This window comes from Pantoea sp. SGAir0180 (assembly GCF_043546245.1).
Genome location: NZ_CP028071.1, coordinates 894,254 through 916,223, shown reverse-complemented (window position 1 = coordinate 916,223; position 21,970 = coordinate 894,254). Strand labels below are relative to the sequence as shown.

Here is a 21,970-nt window from a genome sequence, read left to right as displayed (position 1 = left end):
TTGAAAAAGTCTGGGAAGTATAGCCTGAACGGCGTCTCTCTGACAGCGCGTTTATAGACGATTCGTGGCATAATTGCAGCAGGTTTTCCAAAAGTGAGCAGCATGTCTTTTACTTTACGTCCCTATCAACAGGAAGCGGTAGATGCCACCGTCGCCCACTTCCGGCGTCATCATGAACCTGCCGTGATAGTGCTGCCCACCGGGGCCGGAAAAAGCCTGGTGATCGCGGAACTGGCACGCCTGGCCCGCGGCCGGGTGCTGGTGCTGGCGCATGTCAAAGAGCTGGTGGCGCAAAATCACAGCAAGTATCAGGCTTACGGCCTGGAGGCTGATATCTTTGCGGCAGGCTTACAGCGTAAAGAGAGTCAGCGAAAAGTCGTGTTTGGCAGCGTGCAGTCCGTTGCGCGAAACCTCAGCCTGTTTGACAGCGCCTTTTCGCTGGTGATCGTGGATGAGTGTCACCGCATTGGTGACGACAAAGAGAGCCAGTATCAACAGATTTTTACGCATCTGCGTCAGCACAATCCCAACCTGCGTTTACTGGGCTTAACGGCCACACCGTTCCGTCTGGGCAAGGGCTGGATCTACCGTTTTCATTATCACGGAATGGTGCGTGGCGACGAAAAAGCCCTGTTCCGCGACTGCATCTATGAACTGCCCCTGCGCTATATGATTAAGCACCAGTTTCTGGTGCCCCCTGAACGGCTGGATATGCCGGTCGTGCAGTATGATTTCAGCCGCCTGACCGCGCAGGCGAATGGCCTGTTTAGCGAAGCCGATCTGAACCGGGAACTTAAACAGCAGCAGCGTATTACCCCACAGATCATTCGTCAGGTTGTGGAATTTGCCGACGATCGCCAGGGCGTGATGATTTTTGCTTCCACGGTCGAACACGCACGGGAAATTCTGAGCCTGCTGCCGGAAAACAGCGCGCTGGTCTCGGCGGAAACCCATGCCAAAGACCGCGACGCCCTGATCGCCGCCTTTAAAGCCCAGCAGCTTAAATTTCTGGTGAACGTCGCCGTGTTAACGACCGGCTTCGATGCGCCGCATGTGGACCTGATTGCCATCCTGCGTCCCACGGAATCGGTCAGCCTGTATCAACAGATTGTGGGGCGTGGTCTGCGCTTGTCTCCCGGCAAGAAGGACTGCCTGATTCTGGACTATGCCGGTAATCCCCACGATTTGTTTACGCCCGAAGTGGGGACGCCAAAAGGGAAAAGCGACAATCAGCCCGTGCAGGTGTTTTGCCCTGCCTGCGGTTTCGCCAACACCTTCTGGGGCAAAGCCACAAGCGATGGCATGGTGATTGAGCACTTCGGCCGGCGATGCCAGGGCGTTTTAGAGGACGACGAGGGCGAGCGTGAACAGTGCGACTACCGTTTCCGCTTTAAAAACTGCCCGGAGTGCAACGCAGAGAACGACATTGCTGCGCGTCGCTGCCGCGAATGCGACAAGATTCTGGTCGATCCTGACGATATGCTCAAAGCCGCCCTGAAACTGAAAGATGCCCGGGTTCTGCGCTGCGGTGGCATGACCCTGGAACAGGGCCGCGATGAAAAAGGCGAATGGCTCAACGCCACCTACTTTGATGAAGACGGCACCAGCGTCAGCGAGCGCTTTCGCCTGCAAACCCCTGCACAGCGCAAGGCCTTCGAACAGCTCTTTATGCGCCCGCACCAGCGCGCACCCGGCGTGCCGCTGGGCTGGCAAACCGCCGCCGATGTGCTGGCCTTACAGCCGCTGCTGCGTCATCCCGATTTTGTTGTGGCGCGCGCCAAAGGCCGCTTCTGGCAGATTCGCGAGAAGCTGTTTGACTATCAGGGCCGTTTCCGCCGGGCCAATGAACTCCGCTAGGTCGTATTAGCGTTTGCCCCGGTGGGGGATTACGGCTATAATGCCGCCCGCTTTTGCATGTGCATCAGCGGTGTTGAATAACCCTTCTGTTACTGGGTCGCCTGTAGCAGAAATTATAAAGAGACGTATTAATGTTCACTATCAATGCAGTAGAACGTAAAGAGCAGGGTAAGGGTGCGAGCCGCCGCCTGCGCGCAGCAAACCGTTTCCCGGCCATCATCTATGGTGGTTCAGAAGCGGCTGTTTCTATCGACCTTGACCACGACCAGGTAATGAACCTGCAAGCGAAGCCAGGCTTCTACGAAGAAGTTCTGACGCTGGTTGTTGATGGTAAAGAAACCAAAGTTAAAGTGCAGGCTGTTCAGCGTCACCCGTTCAAGCCAAAACTGCACCACATCGACTTCGTTCGCGCTTAATCGCCGGGTGAGTTGAAAGTAGAAGGGCCGGTGGCGAAACCGGCCCTTTTATTTTGTCTGCGGTCAGCCGGAACGCCGTGTCCGGCTCGCCATTATTTACTGCTGGTACGGCGCTGTAGCTGTTCGCGCAGGTTGGGCGGCGTGCCCTTGATGGTCAGGGTATCCGTCACCGGGTCCCAGAAAATGCGCTCGCCAAGCAGCATGGCATCAAAATTTAGCGTCAGCCCCCCGCCGCTCCCGGCAAATTTGGTTAACTGACGTAAGGTGCTGCGGTCGGCCGGGAAATGTTCTTCCAGTTCATAGCCCTGCTCCTGGGTAAACGCTTCAAACGTTTTATCCCCCAGCGGTGGCAGTTCGCCAGACAGCGCCTTCAGCGCAATCTCTTCGCCTGCCTGAAGTTGCTCATTACAGTAGCTGTAAACCTGCTGGCGATAATTTTGCCGCTCATTTTTATCCAGATTCGACTCGTCACAGTAATCATCTACCGCCTGTAACAGGCCACGGTTTTGTGCTTTGGTATCCAGGCCGACTTCCGCGCCCAGGAAATCCATAAAGAAATCGGCCACTTTGCGCCCGACCCGGCCGCGCAAAAAAGTCAGGTAACGGGTGGATTCCGGATTGGTTTCCCATTCGGTGAGATCGATACGTGCCACGATATCCGCATGATTGATATCCAGATAGTGCGTGCTACTGATATCCATTTGTTCGTTGACGCGCATACTGGACTGGCTGTTCAATACCGCCACCAGTAAATACTCTACCGCCAGGTAACGATACTGAATAAACAGCACCACGCCGCCTTCTGCAAAGGGATATTTTGCCAGTTCATCACGCAGGCGTCCGGTCGCCGCCCGGCTAAAGGCGAGGAAATCATCATGTCCTTTGCGGCAGTTACGCAGCGCCTCGGCCAGTTCGCTTTCCGCATTAAACAGCCCGTAAGCTTTACTCTTCGCACTGTAAACACGGTGCAACTCTTCCGCCATTGCTTCGACCGTGCTGGTGGCCGGCAGTAACGAATCACGCAACACCAGCTCTAGCTGATTTTCATCACGTTTAATTAACTGATGCAAGGCAATCTGGTCGATATCCAGACTCATGGTAAACTCCTCCTGGTAGCACAGGCGCGTATTCAAACACCGCCAGCAGCAGCTTTCAACTCTCTGCATAACGCAGACCGGATGCTTTCGATAAATTTGCGGAAAAAAGTGCGTTGTTCCGGTACTATATCGCCTTTTGAGACGAGATAAGTTTTCGCTATGCCACAATCATCCCGTTACAGCGACCAACGCGTTGAACAACTCCTCGCGGAAATGGCGCAGGTTTTGCAAAAAGACCAGGCTCCCACCGATCTCTCCCTGATGGTTCTGGGGAACATGGTAACCAACCTGATTAACAGCGATGTTGCGCCTGCGCAACGCCGCGCTCTGGCTCGTTCTTTTGCTGATGCGCTACAGGCGTCGGTAGACGACAGTACTCATTAATTTGCCGGTCTGACGTAAAACTATGGTAACCAACCGACAGCGCTACCGCGAAAAAGTCTCCCAGATGATTAGCTGGGGACACTGGTTTGCTCTGTTTAATATCTTTTTCGCGCTCATTTTGGGTAGCCGCTATTTGTTGGTTGCCGACTGGCCTGCCTCCCTGGCGGGACGTATCTATGCGTACAGCAGTTGGATTGGCCACTTCAGCTTTATTGTCTTTGCCGCCTATTTACTGATTATTTTTCCGCTAACGTTCGTCGTTATGTCGCAACGTCTGATGCGGGTCCTGTCGTCGGTGGTGGCCACGGCAGGGCTGACACTGCTGATGGTCGACAGCGCGGTATTTAACCGTTTCCATCTTCACCTTAATCCGGTGGTATGGGAACTGGTGATCAATCCTGATCAAAGTGAAATGGCGCGCGACTGGCAGTTGATGTTTATCGGCGTGCCGCTGATTTTTCTGGTGGAGATTTTGTTTGCCACCTGGAGCTGGCAGAAGCTACGTAGCCTGAACCGCCGCTCTTTTGGCAAACCGCTGGCGGCCCTGTTTATCTGCGCCTTCTTTGCCAGCCACCTGATGTATATCTGGGCGGACGCCAACTTCTACCGCCCTATTACTATGCAACGCGCCAATCTGCCGCTCTCCTATCCGATGACCGCGCGACGTTTCCTGGAGCGCCACGGCTTACTGGATGCGCAGGAATATCAACACCGCCTGGTACAGCAAGGCGATCCCGAAGCGGCGGCCGTGCAGTATCCGCTGAGCGATATCACCTTTGCAGATAAAGGTACGCGCGATAACCTGTTAGTGATCACGGTGGATGGCCTGAACAGCGCCAACACCGACACGGCGCTGCCCGCGCTAGGCGCATTTGCCCGTCAGAACGTGCGTTTCACGCAGCACTTCAGCGCAGGCGATAACGCTGAAAGAGGGCTGTTTGGCCTGTTCTACGGTATTTCACCCAGCTATATGAACGGCGTGCTGGCGCAACGTACGCCTTCTGCCCTGCTGACGGCGCTGAGCACGCAGGGCTATCAGTTTGGTTTGTTCTCTTCTGACGGCTTCAACCAGCCGTTGTACCGTCAGGCGCTGTTGTCAGATTACTCGCTGCCTGCCAGCGGCGATCAGCCCAATGCCAGCACCGTATCGCAATGGCAAAACTGGCTGAGCACGCAAAAAGTTGACGGCACGCCATGGTTCTCCTGGCTGGCCCTGAACGGACCGGATATCAGCGGCAACAATGACAAAACCCGCCAGCGCAGCTATCTGCGCCAGGCACCGGCACTAAATGAACAGATTCAGGCGATCCTCACCACGCTACAGCAGCGTGATTTGCTGAAAAACACTGTGGTCGTGATTACTGCACAGCACGGTATTGCGCTGGAGGGCGATCCGGATAACGAGGGAAATCGCCAAAACCTGCAGGTGCCGCTGGTGATTCACTGGCCGGACACGCCCGCACAGACGGTGACGCGCCTTTCTGATCATCAGGACGTGATGGTGACGCTGATGCAGCGCTTGCTGCATGTGCGAACGAATCCGGTGAATTATGCGCAGGGTGAAGATCTGTTTGCGGCACAGCGCCGTCATGACTGGGTGACCAGTAGCGAAGACAATAAGCTGGTCATCACCACGCCGAAAGTCACGCTGGTGCTCAACAATAACGGTAGCTATCGCGCTTACGACGCAGACGGCAATACGTTGAAGGATCATAAACCCGAGCTGGCGCTGTTGTTGCAGGTGCTCACAGAAGAGAAGCGTTTTATCGCTAACTGATTAATAATAAGGCAGTTAGGCGTTGGAACGCTTGCATTCGTGCTGATAATCAGTAGACTAGCTCTCCAAAGTTCGGCACGTAGCGCAGCCTGGTAGCGCACTGTCATGGGGTGTCAGGGGTCGGAGGTTCAAATCCTCTCGTGCCGACCAAATTATCCCGAAAAAACCAACCTTTACGGTTGGTTTTTTTATGTCTGTCTCCGGGCCCGCCAACCTGGCCGGCCCGACCTGTATTCAACCCCGCAGATCAATCAGCACCCGGTTCCAGCTCAGCGGCGGCAACGTCACCTGCATCTGACGACGTTCAGCCTCAGTGAGCGTGCGTGACGTTGGCACCACGTTGTCGGGCTGAGCAAAAGTGTTTTTTGCGTCCAGCGCATGACCTGCCAGTATGCTGTGTTCGGCTATCGTCCCTTCACCAAAGTCATCGAGCATAAAGGCCACATCCGCTGCCTCATGCGCGTGCATATTGAGCGCGAAGAAGGCAATTTGCTGTTTCTCTTCGTTGTACACCGCCGCGCTCTGTATCTGCCGGGTTTCGCCGTGCACCGTATTCAGGGTGGGAACATTGGCAAAATAGCGTAAGGCATGCCCTCGCCCGCAATGGCTCACCATCTGGAAAGGCCAGTAGATTGTCTGGCGAATGGCCTCCCCTCCCGGACGGGTAAAGATGGGGGCAATCACATTAACTAACTGGGCCAGAGAAGCCATTTTTACGCGGTCACAGTGATTGAGTAACGAGCACATCAGCCCGCCAAACGTCAGCGCGTCAAGGAAGGTGTAAGACTGTTCAAGTAACGGCGGTGCTTCCTGATAGCGATTAGCGGGATCGGTAAAGTAATCCTGCCAGGGCTCGCCTTCAATGGACCAGATATTCCATTCATCAAACGACAGCATCATTTTTTTATCGCTACGCAGTTTGGCTTTCACATAGTCGGCTGTGGCCGTGATGGTATGAATAAAATCATCCATTCGCTGGAAAGACGCCAGGAAGTCCTGCGGATTGCCGGTGCTGTTTTCAAAATAGTGGTGGCAGGAAAGGTAATCGATCTGATGATAAAGCCCTTCCAGAACGATGCGATCCCATTCCGGATAACTGGCCTGTAACGAGTTTGAACTGCCACAGGCGACCAGCCTGATATCCTGATCGACCCAGCGCATGATTTTTGCCGTTTCTCGGGCTTTTTTCACGTAATCTTCTGCACTCAGTTGCCCGGTTTGCCAGTCACCGTCCATCTCGTTACCCAGGCACCAGAGTTTAAAATTGTACGGCGCTGCCCGACCATGCTGGATACGCAAGTCGCTCAGCGCGGTCCCCGATGCCACATTACAGTACTCAATAAAGTAACCGGCCTCCTGCGGCGTGCCGGTGCCAAGATTTACGGCAATCATGGGCGTCAGCCCATAGCTTTCACACCAGGTCGCGAACTCATCAATGCCAAACTGATTGCTCTCTTTGGTAAGCCATGCGTAATCCAGCCGCACCGGACGCTCAGCTTGCGGCCCAATACCGTCTCGCCAGTTGTAACCAGAGACAAAGTTGCCGCCAGGATAGCGTACGGTGTTAATCCCCAGATCCTGCACCAGGGCCCCCACATCCTGACGAAAACCGTGCCGATCCGCCGTGACATGACCGGGTTCATAAATACCGCTGTAGACCGCACGTCCAAGATGTTCCACAAAAGAACCGTACAGCGCGTCATTGACCTGGCCGATGTAGTTTTGTTTTTGAAAAAAGTACTTAATCATTTTCTCCCCTTCTGTCTTCTCTGTGGCCAACGCGCAGAGGCTCACTCAGGATGCGTCGATAACAGGTCGTCTTCGATGGTTTTCATTTTGGCCGTGGTCAGTATGTAGCGCGTGCGGACCAGCCACACAGAAAGCAGATAACCCACGACCGGAATCCAGACCATCAGCGTATAAATACCCGCAATCGCGCTAGCTTTTTGAATGGCGACATTGGCCTGATAACCGGTAACCGACAGCACTGCCCCCACCATCGCGCCACTGACGGCCAGCGCAATTTTGAGTGAAAAAAGGTTACCGGAGGCACAGATGCCGGACAGACGTTTACCCGTTTTCCAGTCGCCATAGTCATCCACATCGCCGATAAACGACCACAGAATGGGCGCGCCAATTTGATGAATCACTGACAGAACAAAGAACCAGACAAAGACCACCAGCACACTCTGCGCGGGCAGAAAAAAGAACCCGACAGACATCATCAGCGCGATAGCTTTGCATGCCTGGTAAACGGTGACTTTGCACCAGCGGTTGGTGAAATACGGTGTGATATAGGAACCCAGAATCCCGGCGACAATCCCGGTGCTCAGAAATAGCGTGGCATAATAATCGTTTAGCCCCATCACGTATTTGGCAAAATAAATACACGCGGCCCCGCGCACAAACGACGGAATACAATCCAGGAACATGGCAAAGACACAGACGACCCACTGATCGTTTTTCATGATTTGCCGGATAATGTTAAAGATGGAATCCCCAGCGTTGCTTTTGGGGATAACGCGCTCCCGTGTCGTAGCCACGCAAAAGACAAACAGGAACAGGGAAATCACGGCAAAAATCGTAATGACCCAAAAGAAGCCCATTTGCCGGTTGCCGTTACCGAAGAAAGCCACCATCGGCAACAATGTCAGAGTACAGAATAAGCTGGCAAAGCCAGCGCCCATAAAACGAAACTGCTGACAGGACACCCGCTCCTGCGCATTGGTGGTGATAACACCACCTAGCGAGCAGTACGGAATATTCACACCGGAATACAGCAGTGACAAAATCAGATAGGTAATAAACGCATACAGGATCTTTGCATTGCCCTGCAAATCGGGCGTGTAAAACATCACCATACAACTCATCGCAAACGGTACGGCGAAGCCAATGATCCATGGACGAAAGCGCCCCCAGCGTGTGGTGGTTTTATCAATCCAGGCGCCATAAAAAGGATCAAAAATCGCATCTGCAAAACGGACAACAAGAAAGATGGTCGCCACCACGCCCGGTGCCAGACCAAATATATCCGTATAAAAAAATGAGAGGAACAGGGTTATCGGGTTGAACAACATATTACAGGCTGCATCACCGGCCCCAAATCCGGCCTTCTCAATAAAGCCTACACGACCCGAGCGGTCTGACTGAACAGTGTAATCGGCATGAATGGTTGACGTTATGTGCGTTTTCATTTTCCACCTTCCTGAAAAGAGGTGGCGATAAGCATATGTTTTAGAGGTGTTTTTAACCTACGATAACGCTCTCATAAGCAAAATAATAACCATATATTCCATGTATTCAGCGTATATGGGCATATATTCAGCCATCATCTCGCCTGGGATAAAACCGACAGCAGCCTGGTTAATACGCGTCAGTCACCATCAAAAATTTAATTTTCTGCAAGTATAAAACCCGACGCTAATCACCTTCCCTGTGCAAAGGAGAAAAACGCCGACGATATTATTCCTTCTCTGATTCGCCTCTCCCCTGGCTTTATCTGCAATGCGGTTTGCTGCGATGGAGACCTCCGCGCGTTACCCGCACTCACCTTCATGAGACAATGCGATGCATCGACAAAACATCGCGGTTAACGACCCGCGCTGGAACAGATAGCCACGCACGTCAACAACAGCACGGTCACCACCTCCGGGCTGACGGCCCGTGCCGCGCGGCTTACATTCAGGTACAAACAACATTTATTTAACCGCGGTCGCGCGAAGAGCAGGCGCACGCTACGCTTATCGCCATCAACAGGTTTGTGGTTGAATACCAGCAACATTTCCAGGCTTACGATTAACATGAATTATTTGAACGACATACAACACTTTATCGAGAATAAACCCGCCCTTTCTATTGCTGTTAACCTCCTGGTGTTGATTGTCGCGGGCCTGGTAGCCCATCTGATATGCAAATTTTTTGTGGTCAGAGTGGTGCGTAAAGTGTTCTTCAGCAGTCACAAGAATCAGGTGCCGCTGGATAAAGATGTCAGATTGTCTGAAAAACTATCCAATTTTATTCCGGTCATCACGGTCTACTTCCTGTTGCAGTTTATGCCGGACCTGCCCGAGCACCTGTTAATCGCCATAAAAACCATTTGCGGCATTTTATTTATGGTTTATCTGTCGCTGTTTTTTAATGAAGTACTGGAGATTGTGAACATCTCCTATGTCAAAAAATCAAAACGTAAAAATCATTCAATCAAGGGCTATATTCAGGTCGGTAAGATTCTGGTCCACATTATCTCTGCGATAATGATCCTGGCCATTATGTCGAATAAGTCGCCAGCCATTATCATCTCCAGTCTGGGTGCCGTGGCAGCGGTTCTGATGCTGGTCTTTCAGCACACCTTGTTATCACTGGTGGCGAATATTCAGCTCTCATCGAATGACGTGCTACAGCTTGGCGACTGGATTGAGCTGCCCGCGAATAATATCAGTGGCGAGGTCATTGATATCGCGCTGCACACCATCACCATTCGTAACTGGGACAATACACTTTCGCGTGTGCCCACAAAAACCTTTCTGACCGAAACGTACACCAACTGGCAGGCAATGTTTTCCTCCGGGGCACGACGCATTATGCGGAGTTTTTACCTTGATCAAACGTCAATACGCTTTGTAGATCATGCCATGCTGGAGCCGATGGTCCAGGTCCGCGGCATCAGCGAACAACTGTCAAAGCTGATGGATGGTCGGGAACTGAGCGCGGTCGGTGACCGTTGGTTTGTTGAAAACGGCATGACTAACCTGATGGTCTTTCGTCACTATCTTACTGCCTGGCTGACACAGCGGGAGGATATCCACAAAGACATGTATATCGTGGTGAGATCGCTGAAACCGTCAGCCGAAGGGTTACCGATTGAGATCTACTGCTTTACCTCCTCCGTACTCTGGGTGGACTATGAAAATACGCAGTCGGCAATCTTTGAATATATTTATGCCATCGCTAACGTTTTTTCATTACGTATTTATCAGCGCCCGTCCGGCAGCGATCTCAGTTTTCTGTCGCAGGGGCCTGTCCGGCAAGCAGCAGAAAGTGAACCCCAACCGTGAAAGCGGAAAACGCAGAACAGATAGCATGGCAGTGAGCGGATAGTGAGTCGGGCCACGCTGAGGCGGTTTCCCTCTGGATTGCCAGAAAAAGGCCTGAAAGGGAGATTCAGGAAAAAAGTCATTGGGTTAACGTGACATGCAAAGTGTTTGTGGCTTCACAAAACGGGCAAATATGACAGCCATTCATGAAATTGAAACAATTTTGTAATAAAAATAACTTATTCTGTTTCTTCCTGAAATCGAGGATACAGATATGGTCATCAAAGCTAAGAACCTGAAGGATGCAGAAGACTTACTGCATTCAGGCATCAGTAAGGTGGAGCTGGCATACGACATCGGTTGTGACGATTTCTTCCGTCTGGCAAGTCAGTGGTGCGATCGCGGTGCGCGCATCAGTAAAGGCCAACACCACTTTGTCGTGTCACTGAAAAACTTTGCCATCCCACCCAATGATTGATTATCTCAAGCGACCAACCCACCGTTGTTGGCTCTGGCACTGTCAGGCCTGAGTGGAAGCTGAAAACGCCAACCCAACATTGAAAAGCCGCTGATTTGAGCGGCTTTATCTTTTGTCTTATTTCCGTTAATCGTCGATGCGCCGGCAACGGCTGCCACGCGTCTACAAGCCGGTATCGGTAAGCTTTATCGCATCCTGCGTGGCCCGCTCGCGCTCACTGTCGGTTAACTCATACAGCCTGCCATCGCGCATCTCCAGCAGACGATCGGCATGAATGAAGTAGTGATCATCATGGCTTATTGCAAAGACGGTCTTGCCCGCCGCCTGCAACGCAGGCAGCAGTTCGCGGTAAAACACCCGGCGGAAATGCGGGTCCTGATCGGCGGCCCACTCATCCAGCAGCAAGACGTCGCGTTGTTCCGCCACCGCCAACAGTAACGCCAGCCTTTTGCTCTGCCCTTTCGACAGTTGCAGATTAAGTATCTTATTCCCCTCAACCTTCAGCTTGTCCTGCATTTTTAGCTTTTCAAGCCATAGCTGGACGCGGGCAGGCGAAGCCGGTTCGCCCTGACTGTTAATCAGGCGATCAAACAGGTGCACATCGGTAAAAACGGCTGAAAAATGCTGCCGCCAGGCATCCCGGTCGCCAGCATCGACCGGCTGACCGTCGATCACCAGACAACCGGACTGGGGCTGATACAGACCTGTCAGCAGCATCGCCAGCGTCGACTTACCGCTGCCGTTACCGCCAATCAAAAACACCAGTTCGCCACGACGAAGCGTCAGGTTGACCGGCCCCACCCGAAACCCGTTTTCACCGTAATGAAAGGTGACGTCGCGCAACTCAAGCGTTTGCCACGGAGTTGTTGCTGCGGGGACAGGAAAATCAGGTTGATAAGGTGCAAGTTCAAACAGCGCGAGTTTGCGAAAGGCCACCTGCGCGCTGAGCAATGTCGGCAAGGCCCCTACCGCCGACAGCAGCGGCGTGCGCAGAAACAGCAGCGTCAGGGAAAACGTTGCTGCGACAGCCGTATTCGCCCAGCCCAGACTGTTTGCCATGAAAAAGACCATGCCGATAGCACCCAGCGTCATGATATTGGACCAGTTGACGGCACTGAGGTGGAAAGTATCGGCGCGCACAATGTGGTGCCGGTAAGCGCGGGCATCCTGCTGATAAACCGTGTCATAAATCAGTCGGGCACGCGCGCGGTTAAGCTGCAGCTCTTTACGTCCTTCAATCACCGTCTGGTAGTCACGGTAAAGGTTGTCTTCAACTTCACGCAGTTTCGCCATGTGCTGATAAACCCGGGAAACTAGCATCCAGCCGCCCACCAACGTCACAGCCAGCCAGCCGCTGGTCACCAGCAACATTTTCGGCGACAGCCAGGCAAGATAGAGCGCTGAACCCAGCGTGATAATGATGCCCTGAATCAGCTCCGGCAGACGCACAAACGCAAGGGTAATGGCCCGGATATCGCTGGTTAATCCTGCCAGCAGTTGCGCACTGCCTGTTTGCTCAATGCGCTCCACGCGCGTATCCAGAATACGTTTGATAAATTCGCCGCGCAGCCGCCAGACAAACTGATGCCCCAGCCAGGTCAGCGACAGCTGTGAGGCCAGGGTCACCGCCATCAGCAGCGCGACCTGAGCCAGAAAAGCCGGCAACACGCTTAGCGAGGTATTCACCGCAACAATCATCTGGCTGTTAATAAACGCAATCATGCCTAATCCCAATGCCGCACTCAGCAGGGTGAGCAAAATCACACCAATAAACGGCCAGCGATACTGATTAAAAACAACCTGTAACAACGCCATAAAACCTTACCCGGCAATCCACTGAGCCTGCAGTGTAAAGTGATGGCAAATGATAGCAATAGTTATTCGCACTAACTTGCGCACGTTAAAACGCCCGGCGAAATGTCAGGTTATAGCGGAACGCGCCAGTCAGCGGATGAATACCGGCTTTCAGCGGCAATATTCCATGGTAACGCAGGCGAGACGGGCCGCCCCAGACCACCACATCGCCGTGTTCAAGTAGCACCCGCTGCGCCTGATCGCTGCGTTCAAAACCACCAAACTGAAATACAGCAGGCAACCCCAGCGACACAGAAACGATCGGCTGACGCAGATCTTTCTCGTCTTTATCCTGATGCAAAGTCAGTTTTGCCCCAGGTTCATAGCGGTTGATGAGGCAGGCATCCGGGTTAAACGCCGGAAAGCCCGCCTCTTCTGCCGCCTGACGGGCCAGTAGCCGGAACGTCTCCGGCATCGCAGGCCACTGGCGTTGATGTGTGCTGTCCTGCTCACTGTAACGGTAGCCGCGCGCATCCGTGGACCAGCCAAAATCACCACAGTTGGTCATGGCGACGGACATGCGGTGTCCTCCCGGCGTAATACGGTGTTCAAACGGATTGCTCTTCGCAATCGTCATGATCGCCTCATACAGTGCGTCGGCCTGATCGCGGGCACGTCGCCGCAATATCACGGCGCCGTCCGCCAGCGGTTCCTGCCAGGGTGAAGCGTCACTAAACAGATCCAGCATGCGTTTCTCTCTGTCAGTCAGATGGAATAATGAAAGCGGTAAATTGTGGCGACATCCAGCTCACAAATTTGTCCCCTTCCTTCGTAATCAGGTACACCGCCAGCTTCTCTTTCAGAGCCAGCGCTTTGGCTTTTTCTGTGCCTAGCACCATAAGCCCGGTATCCCAGCCGTCGGCTTCCATCGCGGTCGTGGCAATCACGGTTGCCGAAACCAGCTTGTGATCGACAGGCCGGCCTGTGGCCGGATCAATAATGTGGGAGAGGCGTTTGCCGTCCAGTTCATAATAGTTGCGATAGCTCCCCGACGTACTGATCCCATGGCCCTGCAGATCGACTCTGGCCTGAACCGCATTTTCTCTGTCGGTCGGTTTTTGAATCGCAACCCGCCACGGCTGGTTCTGCGCGTTCATTCCGCGGGATAAAACGGCTCCCCCGACCGACACCAGATAGTTATTGATGCCTTCCTGCTCCATCAGGCGAGCCAGATGATCGGTGGCAAATCCTTCGCCCATAGTGGAGAGGTCGACATACAAGCCTGGCAGATCTTTCTGCAGCCATTGTCCGTTGCTGCCCTGTATGACGCGCAAATGCTGTAAGCCGGTCAACGCTCTGGCCGCAGCAATCTGTTGATCATCGGGAATATGCACGGGCTGTTTATCCGGCCCAAACCCCCATAAATTAACCAGCGGTCCCACCGTAATATCCATGGCGCCTGCTGTTTTTTTACCGATACGTAAAGCCATCGTCACAATATCAGCCATGTTTTCACTCACCGGCTGCGGCGTGGTGGCGCGGCTCTGATTAAAGCGAGAGAGCACGGAGGTAGCCTTCCAGGTTGAAAGTTCGGCATCGTCGGCATCCAGTTGTTGCTGAATGCGCTGCTGCAGATCGGCTTTACGCGTTTCATCCACGCCCGCCAGGCTCACCCGCCACACCGTTCCCATCGTTTTCCCTTCCAGCACCATTCCGTCTTTGGTTTTTGATGCGGGATGATCACATCCTGCTACCAGCAGGACCGCCGCCACTAACAGCAGATTAATCTTACTTCTCATCATTATTCATCCATAACGGGCGTTTTATGCCTGCTTCAAAGCATAAACATTAAGTAAATTAAATTAAAACTGGTTGATAAAGCTGAGTGAGTCGCACAGACTGGATCGTTCTCCTCAATACTGAGGGCGTAAGCATAAGGAGCAACAGATGATTTATATAATCCTTGCCGTTGCGCTGGGCCTGTTCGTTATTGGCAGTTATAAAACCTGGCAACAACGCCGTCACCGCCACATGGTTACGACTTATCTGCGCCGTCGTTGATCACGTCTGCACCATCAAAGGTCATTCTCTTCCCCTGAATCGCCGGCCATTGTAGCAAAACGGGCGAGATGTCCGTGGCTATGAGAGCGGTCGGACTGGCATGAATCCTGCACGTGTAATGCTATCTGCATTACCGGGAGAGAGAGGATGGAAAAGCCAGAAATCGGAATGACGGCGTTACAACGCTGGTTGAGTTACGCCGCGTTTACCTTGTCAGGTGTGGCGTTTGAAGGGGCGAGATACGGCAGCGTTCTTGTGCCGTCAGACGAAAACCATCCGCCAGCCTCGGTGGGTGAGGAATAACGCAGGGAGCGCATAGCGCTCCCTGCTTTTATCAGAACTGGTAAACCAGTCCTACGCCCACCACATCGTCGGTATTGATACCGGCCGCTTTGGTAAAGTCATTATCGTCCAGCAGGTTGATTTTATAATCAACATAGGTCGACATGTTTTTGTTGAAGTAGTAAGTCGCCCCTACGTCGACGTATTTCTTCAGATTTTGTTTGCCCCAGTTCTGGACATCAGTACCGCGTGAGTTGATGTACGCCAGAGACGGACGCAGACCGAAATCAAACTGGTACTGCGCCACCAGTTCCCAGTTGTCGGCTTTATCGGCGTATCCGTAAGCGGTGTTCGCCTGGTTGCCGCTGGTGCTGTCGCCAAAGCTGATGGCGTTATAGGCGCGCGTGTACATCGCGGCCAGGTAAATATTGTTGGCATCGTATTTCAGGCCACCGGTATAGGCTGCAGCTTTATCACCGCGTCCCAGAATGCCTGGCGCATTACCATTTTGGTTATTAGTACGATCGGACTGGAAGGTCGCGGCACCGATGCCGAAGCCCGATCCCAGATCGTACGTGGTGCTCAGGCCCCAGCCGTCGCCGTTCTCACCCAACACATCACGACCGCCTGACGTTTCAGTGGGGTTATCGTTCTTGCCTTGATACTGAACCGCAAAGTTCCAGCCATCGACCAGTCCGAAGAAGCCGTTGTTACGGTAGGTTGCCATGCCGTTACCGCGCTGGAACATAAAGTTATCCGCGCCATAGGTATCGCCACCGAATTCAGGCAGCACGTCTGTCCACGCGCCAATGTCGTAAGCGACACCGTAGTTACGGCCATAGTCGAATGAGCCCGCATCGCCGAATTTTAACCCGGCAAAGCCAACACGGGTATAGCTGTCAGCTGTTCCCTGGGCTTCTGAATTGTTGAGCGCGGCCTGGTATTCCCACTGGCCGTAGCCGCTCAGTTGATCGGTAACCTGGGTTTCACCCTTGAAGCCAAAACGCACATACGACTGATCGCCATTGCTACTGTCGTTGTCCGAGAAATAGTGCAGGCCGTCTACCTTGCCAAATAAATCTAATTTATTGCCGTCTTTATTATAGATTTCAGCCGCATTTGCCGATCCTGCCGCTGCGAGTAAAGCAGGGATCGCCAGGGAGAGAATGTGACGCTTCATTTTATTACCCTCTGTTATGTGCCTTTTATATTTGCCACTGCTGACCGATGATAAATCGGTTGAAGGCCCATTGTTATTTCAACAAGCGTAATAATCCATCGCTAAAATGATACGAAATTTCAGAAAGTGTTTCTTTAACTGTAAAATTTATTTCAGGATATGAATATTACGGAACTAATTAGCCGCACGGAGTGATAAAAAATAAAGCACAAATTGATAATCCCTTACTTTATAATAGTTATTCCTATGATTTTATTGGGAATATTCCTAAGCACTCAATGATAAAACATCTTTCCCATAATCCCTATAATTACACCCGCTATCATCATTTATTTCTTATCTTCATTCACCCCCGAATGATTTCTTAAATGCTAATTAAGCGCCGGGCATATTGCCCGGCTTTTTTTTGCCTGCTGTTCAGTGTCTGGTCAGCTGTGCAGAAAATAGCACCGCTAAGTGCTGAATTATTCGTCACTTATGCCGCTTCGCCCTCGCCAAATTAACCCGCGCCTCTTACAAAGTTTCCCCTGTATTTTATCACGGACCGAAACCAGCTAGGTTACCGGTCCGGTTCCACGCCTTATTAACGTTCACGCATCGATTCTTTGACCTTATTCAACGGCTTAAGCAAATAATCCATGACAGATTTCTGCCCTGTCTTGATCTCTACATTCGCCACCATGCCCGGCACAATGGGAAAGCGTCGTCCGGCCCGGTTTGTCAGCTCCGCTTTTTGTGTGCGGACATAAACACGGTAATAAAACTGATCGCGCTTAACCTCATCCTGCAAGGTATCTGGCGAGACCGTTTCCACCACGCCCGGCAGGTCACCGTAGATGGAAGAGTCATAGGCGGTCACTTTCACCACGGCTGGCAGGCCGGGCCGAATATAGGCGATATCACGAGGATTGATACGGGTTTCGATTAGCAGTTGATCTTCCAGCGGCACGATTTCCATCATCTTACCGCCCGGTTCGAGCACACCACCGACCGTGGTGACCTGGATATCCTTCACGATACCCCGAACGGGTGAAGTGAGCGTGGCACGCGTCAGCAGGTCTTCTTTGCCTGCGGCAACCTGCAGTTGGGCATCCAGTTCCGCATTGTTTTTTACCTGCTCTTCATGGGCACGGACCAGATAATCGTTACGTGCCTCATCAATTTTACCGCGCAGATCGCTGACCTGACGGCGCAGGCGAATGACTTCCACCTGCCCTGCGGCGCCCTTCGCCACCAGCGGTTCCGTTAAACGCAGCTCATCCTGAACCAGCCGTAAAGACTGTTGCAGGTTGCTGATCGTCTCTGTCAGGTTACGGCGACGTGATTCGTACAACTGCTTCTCACGCGCCACCAGTTGCGGCTCTTTTAGCGTCTCTGCGCTGAAGGTGAGTGGTGTACCAGACAGCTCTGCGCTCAGTCGCTCAGACGAAGCGCGCAGCGTCCTCACCCGTGCCTGCACTTCACCAAAGTTAGACTGAAAACGGGTGGGATCCAGAGTGGCCAGAATCTGGCCTTTTTCGACGATATCGCCCTCATGCACGTTAAGCTGCTTCACAATGCCGCCGTCCAGACTGTCAATTACCTGCGCACGGGTTGACGGCGTCACTTTTCCGGTGCCGACCGTGACTTCATCAAGAATGGCGAAATGCGCCCAGATCAGAAAAAGCACCAGCGCGGCGGTGCACAACCAGATGATGGTGGATGTGCGTCGCTCATGTTTGGCCAAATCTTTATCTAACATGACGATGCTCATGCTGCCCCTCCCTGACCGGCATCCGCGGTCGCGCGCCGCAGAATCTGCTCTTTTGTCCCGTCCGCAATGATGCGGCCGTTTTCCATCACCACGATACGATCAACCATCTTCAACAGTGCGGGACGGTGCGTGACCAGGATTAACGTTCGTCCACTAATCCAGCTCTGCATCTGGCGGATCACATGATCTTCAAGTTGCTCATCCATTGAGGCGGTGGGTTCATCCAGCAGCACAACCTGTGGCTGGCGCAGAATCATCCGGCTGAGCATAATCATCTGGCGCTGTCCGCCCGACAGCCCACGGCCACCTTCATTAATAATGCGATCCAGACTGGCCGCATCCTGCTGAACCAGCGACAACGCACCGCTGATACGCAGCGCCTGCAGCATCTCCTGTTCACTGGCGTGTGGATTCCCCAGCAGCAGATTCTGGCGTAACGTGCCGAAGAACAGTCGCGAATCATGAGAAAGCCAGCCGAGCTGACGGCGGAGATCCGTGGGGTCGATTTGCGCCATATCCACGCCATCGACCAGCACTTTCCCCTGCGTGGCCTGTGCCTGACCGGCCAGAATTTTCAGCAGGGTGGATTTACCTGCACCGACCTTGCCCAGAATGGCGATTTTTTCACCGGGCCTGATGGTTAACTGCTGCACGTTGAGTACGTTCTTTTCGTTCTCTTCATCATAGGTGTAATGCACGTTGCGCAATTCATAGTGCCCGGTCAGCGTCGGACAGTGGGCCAATGTCGCGGTCTCAGGTTTATCGAGTGGTTTTTTCAGTAGCTCATCCAGCCCTTTCATTGCGGTTTTCGCATGCTGCCAGCGGGAAAAGACCATGGTGAGTTGCATCAGTGGCGCGATGGTGCGCGAGGAAAGCAGGCTACAGGCGACCAGCGTCCCGGTCGTGATTTGTGCGTCCAGCACCAAATAGACCCCAAAGACCAGCATGCCCGCATAGGTCAGCTGCTGCACGGTCGATGCCCAGCCCGTGAGTCTGGCCCCCCACAGGCGTTGCTGATTACCGATTGACGCACTGACCTCATGCGTTTGCTCCCACTGGCGTTGAAAATACGGCTCTGCCTGCAATGCCTTGATGTCTTCAATGCCTTCGATGGTCTCGACCAGCACCGCATTACGCAGTGCCCCTTCACGTAAGCCGGCTTTCGCCAGCCGGGCCATAGGAAACTGTACCAGCAGGCCTGGGATAATAATGAGGGGAATGGCGGCCAGCGGAATCAGGACCAGCCAGCCGCCAATAAACGACATAATAAACAGGAAGAGAATGACAAAAGGTAAATCTGCCGCCGCGCCGACGGTCGTGGAGGTCAGTAACTCGCGCACCTGATCGATCTCGCGCAGTTGCGAGATAAAAGAGCCGGTTGATTTAGGTCGGGATTCGTTACGAATATTCATCGCCCGGGCAAACAGCATGGCAGAGACTTTCAGGTCAATGCGTTTCCCCATCAGATCGGATACCTGCGTGCGCATCAGACGAATCAAATATTCAATGGCGGCGGCAATCAGCACGCCCACAAACAGCACCCACAACGTAGCTTCGGACTGCGCAGGAATGACCCTGTCGTAGACCTGCATGGAAAACAGAATCCCGGCCAGCGCCAGAACATTACTGATGATCGATGCCAGGGAAATCTCAGCAATACGGCGGCCCATGCCCCGAAAGTTTTTCCAGAACCAGTGCGGCTCATAGGGCTGAACAAACTCATCAATGCGGGCATCCCGCCCACGAGCGGCAACGCCAATAACGCCCACATCTCCTTGTGTACGCGAAAGCAGGCCCGCCAGCTCACCTTCGCGAATCACGTCACCGCCTTCGCTGAGCCAGTAACGTGCGCTTCCCTCCCCATCAATGCCTTCCAGCACCGCCACGCTATGGTTTTCCATAACCAGCACGACAGGCGTGATGTCCTGGCGCCAGCGCAGTTTGTTGGGGGACACCATGGTCAGGTGCAGGCCGAGCAAACCGCAAAGCCGTTCAAGTTGCTGTTCAGCAGGGAGATGTTCGAACCAGCGCATCTGCTGACGCAGCGTTTTGCCATCGGCAGGCTTGCCGAAACGCGCCGCCACACGCAACATCGCGGCAATCCAGTTTTCCGTCTTCAGGTTTTGTACACTCATTATTCACGCCTTTTAGTGCAGACTGGCTATTGCAGCGAAGGAAGAAGATCGCCACTGTTTTTCTGGCGGTCGATGCCCATGATATCGAGCAGGTTGTCAACGGCGGCCGCATAGCGGACGGTGGCATCCCAGCCGTCGTAGAGGGCGATGATGCGGGAACTGTCGGCCTGAAAGACATCCTGCTCAACGCTGAGCAGATCGTTCAGGCTACGTTTGCTGAGCCGGTATTCATCGGCGTAAACATTGCGCGTGTGCTCCGCGCTGGCCAGTTGCACTTCCCCCGCCTGCTGGCGTTGCTGGGCGCCAATCATATCGGCGTAAGCCGTGGAGGCGCTTTGATTAATGGCCAGTTTGGCTTGCTGCACCGCCGCCTGTGCGGCCAGACGCTCACCCTCGGCGGCCTGCGTTTTGGCATTGACCAGCCCGCCCTGATAGAGCGGCGCCTCAACCTGGAGCTGCACTTCGTCGTCCCAGTATGAGCGTTGATCGTTTTCATAACGCGTCCGGCCCGCCTGCACTTTGATACTGGGCCAGTGGCCAGACTGGGCCTGCCTTACCCGCTCACGCGCGGCTTCCTGCTTAGACTGCGCGCTGCGCACCGAGGCGCTGTTTTCATAGGCAATACGATCAAGAGTGACCTGCTGCCTGAGCAGCGCCTGAGGAAGTTCAGGCAGCGTCGCCGGTACCACGCCGGTCAAGACCGTAAGCTGGGCTTTGGCCGAGCGAAGCTGTGCCAGATACTGTTCACGAGTCGCCTGCATCGCAGCAATGCGGGTTTCCGCCTGCAATACATCGGACTGAGAATTGAGACCGGCATCCGCCCGCATTTTGGCAATTTCGCGAACATGCTCAAGCGACGCGATGTTTGTCTGGGCCGTTATGGCAAGTGACTGATAGCGTTTGACCTCAAGATAGGCCTGTAACGTATCTTTCGCGGCCTGCGTCATGGCATCGAACAGGCCAAAGCGATATGCCTCTGAAAGGGCATGCTGTTCATCAATGGCACCGTTGGTGCGGCCAAAATCGTACAGGAGCTGACTGAGCATAATGCCGCCAGAGCCGTTGTTGTTCAGACTGCCGGAGGAATCCGTCTGATGTGAGCGCCCCGCTGCGCCCTGAAGCGATATCTGGGGATACCAGGCGCTCTGGGCCGCACTGAGATCCCCTTCCCCTACGTAAATCTGAGCGGCCGCTTCCGAAATCTTCGGATTGCGGGCAAACGCGCGCAGAATCGCCTCACGCAGGGTTAAGGTTGCCACCTGTTCTTCACTGGGCGCGGCACGCCAGTTAAATTCGGCTTCGGGTAAAGGCGCAGCCAGGGCTGCAGGGAGTACCATGCCATTTAAGGCACAACAGATCAGGACCAGACGCGCGTTCTTCATTCTTCATACCAACAGGGCTGTTTATCATCGTTAGAGGATTACCTGGTGATTTGGGGCGTAAAAAACAGCAATGCGACAGCAGAACACGCACTTTATTGTTAATTTAATTTATGTTTTTGAAAGCCTACCGCTAAGCGCGCGTTAATATTAATAGTATAAATCGGCGAGAGGTTCATGATAAAAATCGCCAGTTATCAAATATCTCTTCTGAAAGCTGTTTTTTTAGCCAAATTCAATCCCAAAAAGTCATTAGCATAAGTAAACAACCTGCCAGTTAATAAAGTTAAGGAATTACTCTATCCGTTGATGGACGAGGCGTCAGGACAGGGCGTGACGTTATA

18 protein-coding genes and 1 tRNA gene are annotated in these 21,970 nt (G+C 53.3%); 9 read left to right on the top strand and 10 right to left on the bottom strand.

Annotated elements, in window-relative coordinates; genetic code table 11:
- Positions 1–102 precede the first annotated feature (102 nt).
- Together C1N58_RS04400 and rplY are read left to right on the top strand one after the other, a co-directional pair.
- Positions 103–1,857, top strand: a complete 1,755-nt coding sequence (locus C1N58_RS04400) for a DEAD/DEAH box helicase (protein ID WP_205950537.1) — start codon at positions 103–105, stop codon at positions 1,855–1,857.
- A gap of 131 nt (positions 1,858–1,988) precedes the next feature.
- Complete coding sequence (gene rplY / locus C1N58_RS04395) at positions 1,989–2,273, top strand: 50S ribosomal protein L25 (protein WP_006119974.1); 285 nt, start codon at positions 1,989–1,991, stop codon at positions 2,271–2,273.
- A 92-nt stretch (positions 2,274–2,365) separates the two neighbouring features.
- Here rplY and yejK read toward each other — a convergent pair whose 3' ends face one another.
- Positions 2,366–3,370 (bottom strand): nucleoid-associated protein YejK, encoded by a 1,005-nt coding sequence (gene yejK, locus C1N58_RS04390; RefSeq protein ID WP_033740589.1) that lies wholly within the window; start codon positions 3,368–3,370, stop codon positions 2,366–2,368.
- Between the two features lie 159 nt (positions 3,371–3,529).
- Between yejK and C1N58_RS04385 the strand changes: the two genes are divergently transcribed.
- The 3 genes from C1N58_RS04385 (at position 3,530) to C1N58_RS04375 (ending at position 5,681) form a co-directional block, all read left to right on the top strand.
- Positions 3,530–3,754 carry a YejL family protein gene (locus tag C1N58_RS04385; protein ID WP_006119976.1) on the top strand — a complete coding sequence of 75 codons (225 nt, stop codon included), beginning with the start codon at positions 3,530–3,532 and terminating at the stop codon, positions 3,752–3,754.
- Between the two features lie 22 nt (positions 3,755–3,776).
- Positions 3,777–5,531 carry an LPS biosynthesis-modulating metalloenzyme YejM gene (gene yejM / locus C1N58_RS04380; protein WP_394564629.1) on the top strand — a complete coding sequence of 585 codons (1,755 nt, stop codon included), beginning with the start codon at positions 3,777–3,779 and terminating at the stop codon, positions 5,529–5,531.
- A gap of 73 nt (positions 5,532–5,604) precedes the next feature.
- A tRNA-Pro gene (locus C1N58_RS04375) sits at positions 5,605–5,681 on the top strand.
- Between the two features lie 84 nt (positions 5,682–5,765).
- Here C1N58_RS04375 and C1N58_RS04370 read toward each other — a convergent pair.
- The gene (locus tag C1N58_RS04370) at positions 5,766–7,280 is read right to left on the bottom strand and encodes an arabinosylfuranosidase ArfA (RefSeq protein ID WP_110268205.1); all 1,515 of its coding nucleotides are present in this window, start codon (positions 7,278–7,280) and stop codon (positions 5,766–5,768) included.
- Between the two features lie 41 nt (positions 7,281–7,321).
- Complete coding sequence (locus tag C1N58_RS04365) at positions 7,322–8,725, bottom strand: glycoside-pentoside-hexuronide (GPH):cation symporter (RefSeq protein WP_394564628.1); 1,404 nt, start codon at positions 8,723–8,725, stop codon at positions 7,322–7,324.
- A 606-nt stretch (positions 8,726–9,331) separates the two neighbouring features.
- Between C1N58_RS04365 and C1N58_RS04360 the strand changes: the two genes are divergently transcribed.
- A complete protein-coding gene (locus C1N58_RS04360) occupies positions 9,332–10,585 on the top strand; it encodes a mechanosensitive ion channel family protein (protein ID WP_262959300.1) in 1,254 nt (417 codons plus the stop codon).
- A 253-nt stretch (positions 10,586–10,838) separates the two neighbouring features.
- Positions 10,839–11,042 carry a hypothetical protein gene (locus C1N58_RS04355; RefSeq protein ID WP_006119987.1) on the top strand — a complete coding sequence of 68 codons (204 nt, stop codon included), beginning with the start codon at positions 10,839–10,841 and terminating at the stop codon, positions 11,040–11,042.
- Positions 11,043–11,204: 162 nt separating this feature from the next.
- Here the strand turns inward: C1N58_RS04355 and C1N58_RS04350 are convergent, their stop codons facing one another.
- From C1N58_RS04350 to apbE, 3 genes are all read right to left on the bottom strand, one after another.
- Positions 11,205–12,857: a multidrug ABC transporter permease/ATP-binding protein gene (locus tag C1N58_RS04350; protein WP_394564627.1), complete on the bottom strand. Its 1,653-nt coding sequence runs from the start codon at positions 12,855–12,857 to the stop codon at positions 11,205–11,207.
- A gap of 85 nt (positions 12,858–12,942) precedes the next feature.
- Complete coding sequence (gene alkB, locus C1N58_RS04345; protein WP_039338180.1) at positions 12,943–13,584, bottom strand: DNA oxidative demethylase AlkB; 642 nt, start codon at positions 13,582–13,584, stop codon at positions 12,943–12,945.
- A 13-nt stretch (positions 13,585–13,597) separates the two neighbouring features.
- Complete coding sequence (apbE, locus tag C1N58_RS04340) at positions 13,598–14,638, bottom strand: FAD:protein FMN transferase ApbE (protein WP_033740598.1); 1,041 nt, start codon at positions 14,636–14,638, stop codon at positions 13,598–13,600.
- A 145-nt stretch (positions 14,639–14,783) separates the two neighbouring features.
- On the opposite strand from apbE, the gene C1N58_RS04335 reads away from it, so the two are divergent.
- Together C1N58_RS04335 and C1N58_RS04330 are read left to right on the top strand one after the other, a co-directional pair.
- The gene (locus tag C1N58_RS04335; RefSeq protein ID WP_006119983.1) at positions 14,784–14,897 is read left to right on the top strand and encodes a hypothetical protein; all 114 of its coding nucleotides are present in this window, start codon (positions 14,784–14,786) and stop codon (positions 14,895–14,897) included.
- Positions 14,898–15,044: 147 nt separating this feature from the next.
- Complete coding sequence (locus C1N58_RS04330) at positions 15,045–15,200, top strand: hypothetical protein (RefSeq protein WP_394564626.1); 156 nt, start codon at positions 15,045–15,047, stop codon at positions 15,198–15,200.
- A 31-nt stretch (positions 15,201–15,231) separates the two neighbouring features.
- Here C1N58_RS04330 and ompC read toward each other — a convergent pair whose 3' ends face one another.
- The 4 genes from ompC to C1N58_RS04310 form a co-directional block, all read right to left on the bottom strand.
- Positions 15,232–16,359 (bottom strand): porin OmpC, encoded by a 1,128-nt coding sequence (gene ompC / locus C1N58_RS04325; RefSeq protein ID WP_006119981.1) that lies wholly within the window; start codon positions 16,357–16,359, stop codon positions 15,232–15,234.
- A 583-nt stretch (positions 16,360–16,942) separates the two neighbouring features.
- The gene (locus C1N58_RS04320; RefSeq protein ID WP_033740600.1) at positions 16,943–18,112 is read right to left on the bottom strand and encodes an HlyD family efflux transporter periplasmic adaptor subunit; all 1,170 of its coding nucleotides are present in this window, start codon (positions 18,110–18,112) and stop codon (positions 16,943–16,945) included.
- Positions 18,109–20,247 carry a type I secretion system permease/ATPase gene (locus C1N58_RS04315; RefSeq protein WP_039338184.1) on the bottom strand — a complete coding sequence of 713 codons (2,139 nt, stop codon included), beginning with the start codon at positions 20,245–20,247 and terminating at the stop codon, positions 18,109–18,111. Before C1N58_RS04315 ends, C1N58_RS04320 begins: the two co-directional genes overlap by 4 nt.
- Before the next feature lie 26 nt (positions 20,248–20,273).
- On the bottom strand, positions 20,274–21,629 hold the full coding sequence (locus C1N58_RS04310; RefSeq protein ID WP_039338185.1) for a TolC family outer membrane protein: 1,356 nt from the start codon (positions 21,627–21,629) through the stop codon (positions 20,274–20,276).
- Positions 21,630–21,970 lie beyond the last annotated feature (341 nt).

Coding starts and splice junctions, on each gene's coding strand:
- C1N58_RS04400 (WP_205950537.1), top strand. CDS start 103: ATGTCTTTTACTTTACGTCCCTATCAACAGGAAGCGGTAGATGCCACC.
- rplY (WP_006119974.1), top strand. CDS start 1,989: ATGTTCACTATCAATGCAGTAGAACGTAAAGAGCAGGGTAAGGGTGCG.
- yejK (WP_033740589.1), bottom strand. CDS start 3,370: ATGAGTCTGGATATCGACCAGATTGCCTTGCATCAGTTAATTAAACGT.
- C1N58_RS04385 (WP_006119976.1), top strand. CDS start 3,530: ATGCCACAATCATCCCGTTACAGCGACCAACGCGTTGAACAACTCCTC.
- yejM (WP_394564629.1), top strand. CDS start 3,777: ATGGTAACCAACCGACAGCGCTACCGCGAAAAAGTCTCCCAGATGATT.
- C1N58_RS04370 (WP_110268205.1), bottom strand. CDS start 7,280: ATGATTAAGTACTTTTTTCAAAAACAAAACTACATCGGCCAGGTCAAT.
- C1N58_RS04365 (WP_394564628.1), bottom strand. CDS start 8,725: ATGAAAACGCACATAACGTCAACCATTCATGCCGATTACACTGTTCAG.
- C1N58_RS04360 (WP_262959300.1), top strand. CDS start 9,332: ATGAATTATTTGAACGACATACAACACTTTATCGAGAATAAACCCGCC.
- C1N58_RS04355 (WP_006119987.1), top strand. CDS start 10,839: ATGGTCATCAAAGCTAAGAACCTGAAGGATGCAGAAGACTTACTGCAT.
- C1N58_RS04350 (WP_394564627.1), bottom strand. CDS start 12,857: ATGGCGTTGTTACAGGTTGTTTTTAATCAGTATCGCTGGCCGTTTATT.
- alkB (WP_039338180.1), bottom strand. CDS start 13,584: ATGCTGGATCTGTTTAGTGACGCTTCACCCTGGCAGGAACCGCTGGCG.
- apbE (WP_033740598.1), bottom strand. CDS start 14,638: ATGATGAGAAGTAAGATTAATCTGCTGTTAGTGGCGGCGGTCCTGCTG.
- C1N58_RS04335 (WP_006119983.1), top strand. CDS start 14,784: ATGATTTATATAATCCTTGCCGTTGCGCTGGGCCTGTTCGTTATTGGC.
- C1N58_RS04330 (WP_394564626.1), top strand. CDS start 15,045: ATGGAAAAGCCAGAAATCGGAATGACGGCGTTACAACGCTGGTTGAGT.
- ompC (WP_006119981.1), bottom strand. CDS start 16,359: ATGAAGCGTCACATTCTCTCCCTGGCGATCCCTGCTTTACTCGCAGCG.
- C1N58_RS04320 (WP_033740600.1), bottom strand. CDS start 18,112: ATGAGCATCGTCATGTTAGATAAAGATTTGGCCAAACATGAGCGACGC.
- C1N58_RS04315 (WP_039338184.1), bottom strand. CDS start 20,247: ATGAGTGTACAAAACCTGAAGACGGAAAACTGGATTGCCGCGATGTTG.
- C1N58_RS04310 (WP_039338185.1), bottom strand. CDS start 21,629: ATGAAGAACGCGCGTCTGGTCCTGATCTGTTGTGCCTTAAATGGCATG.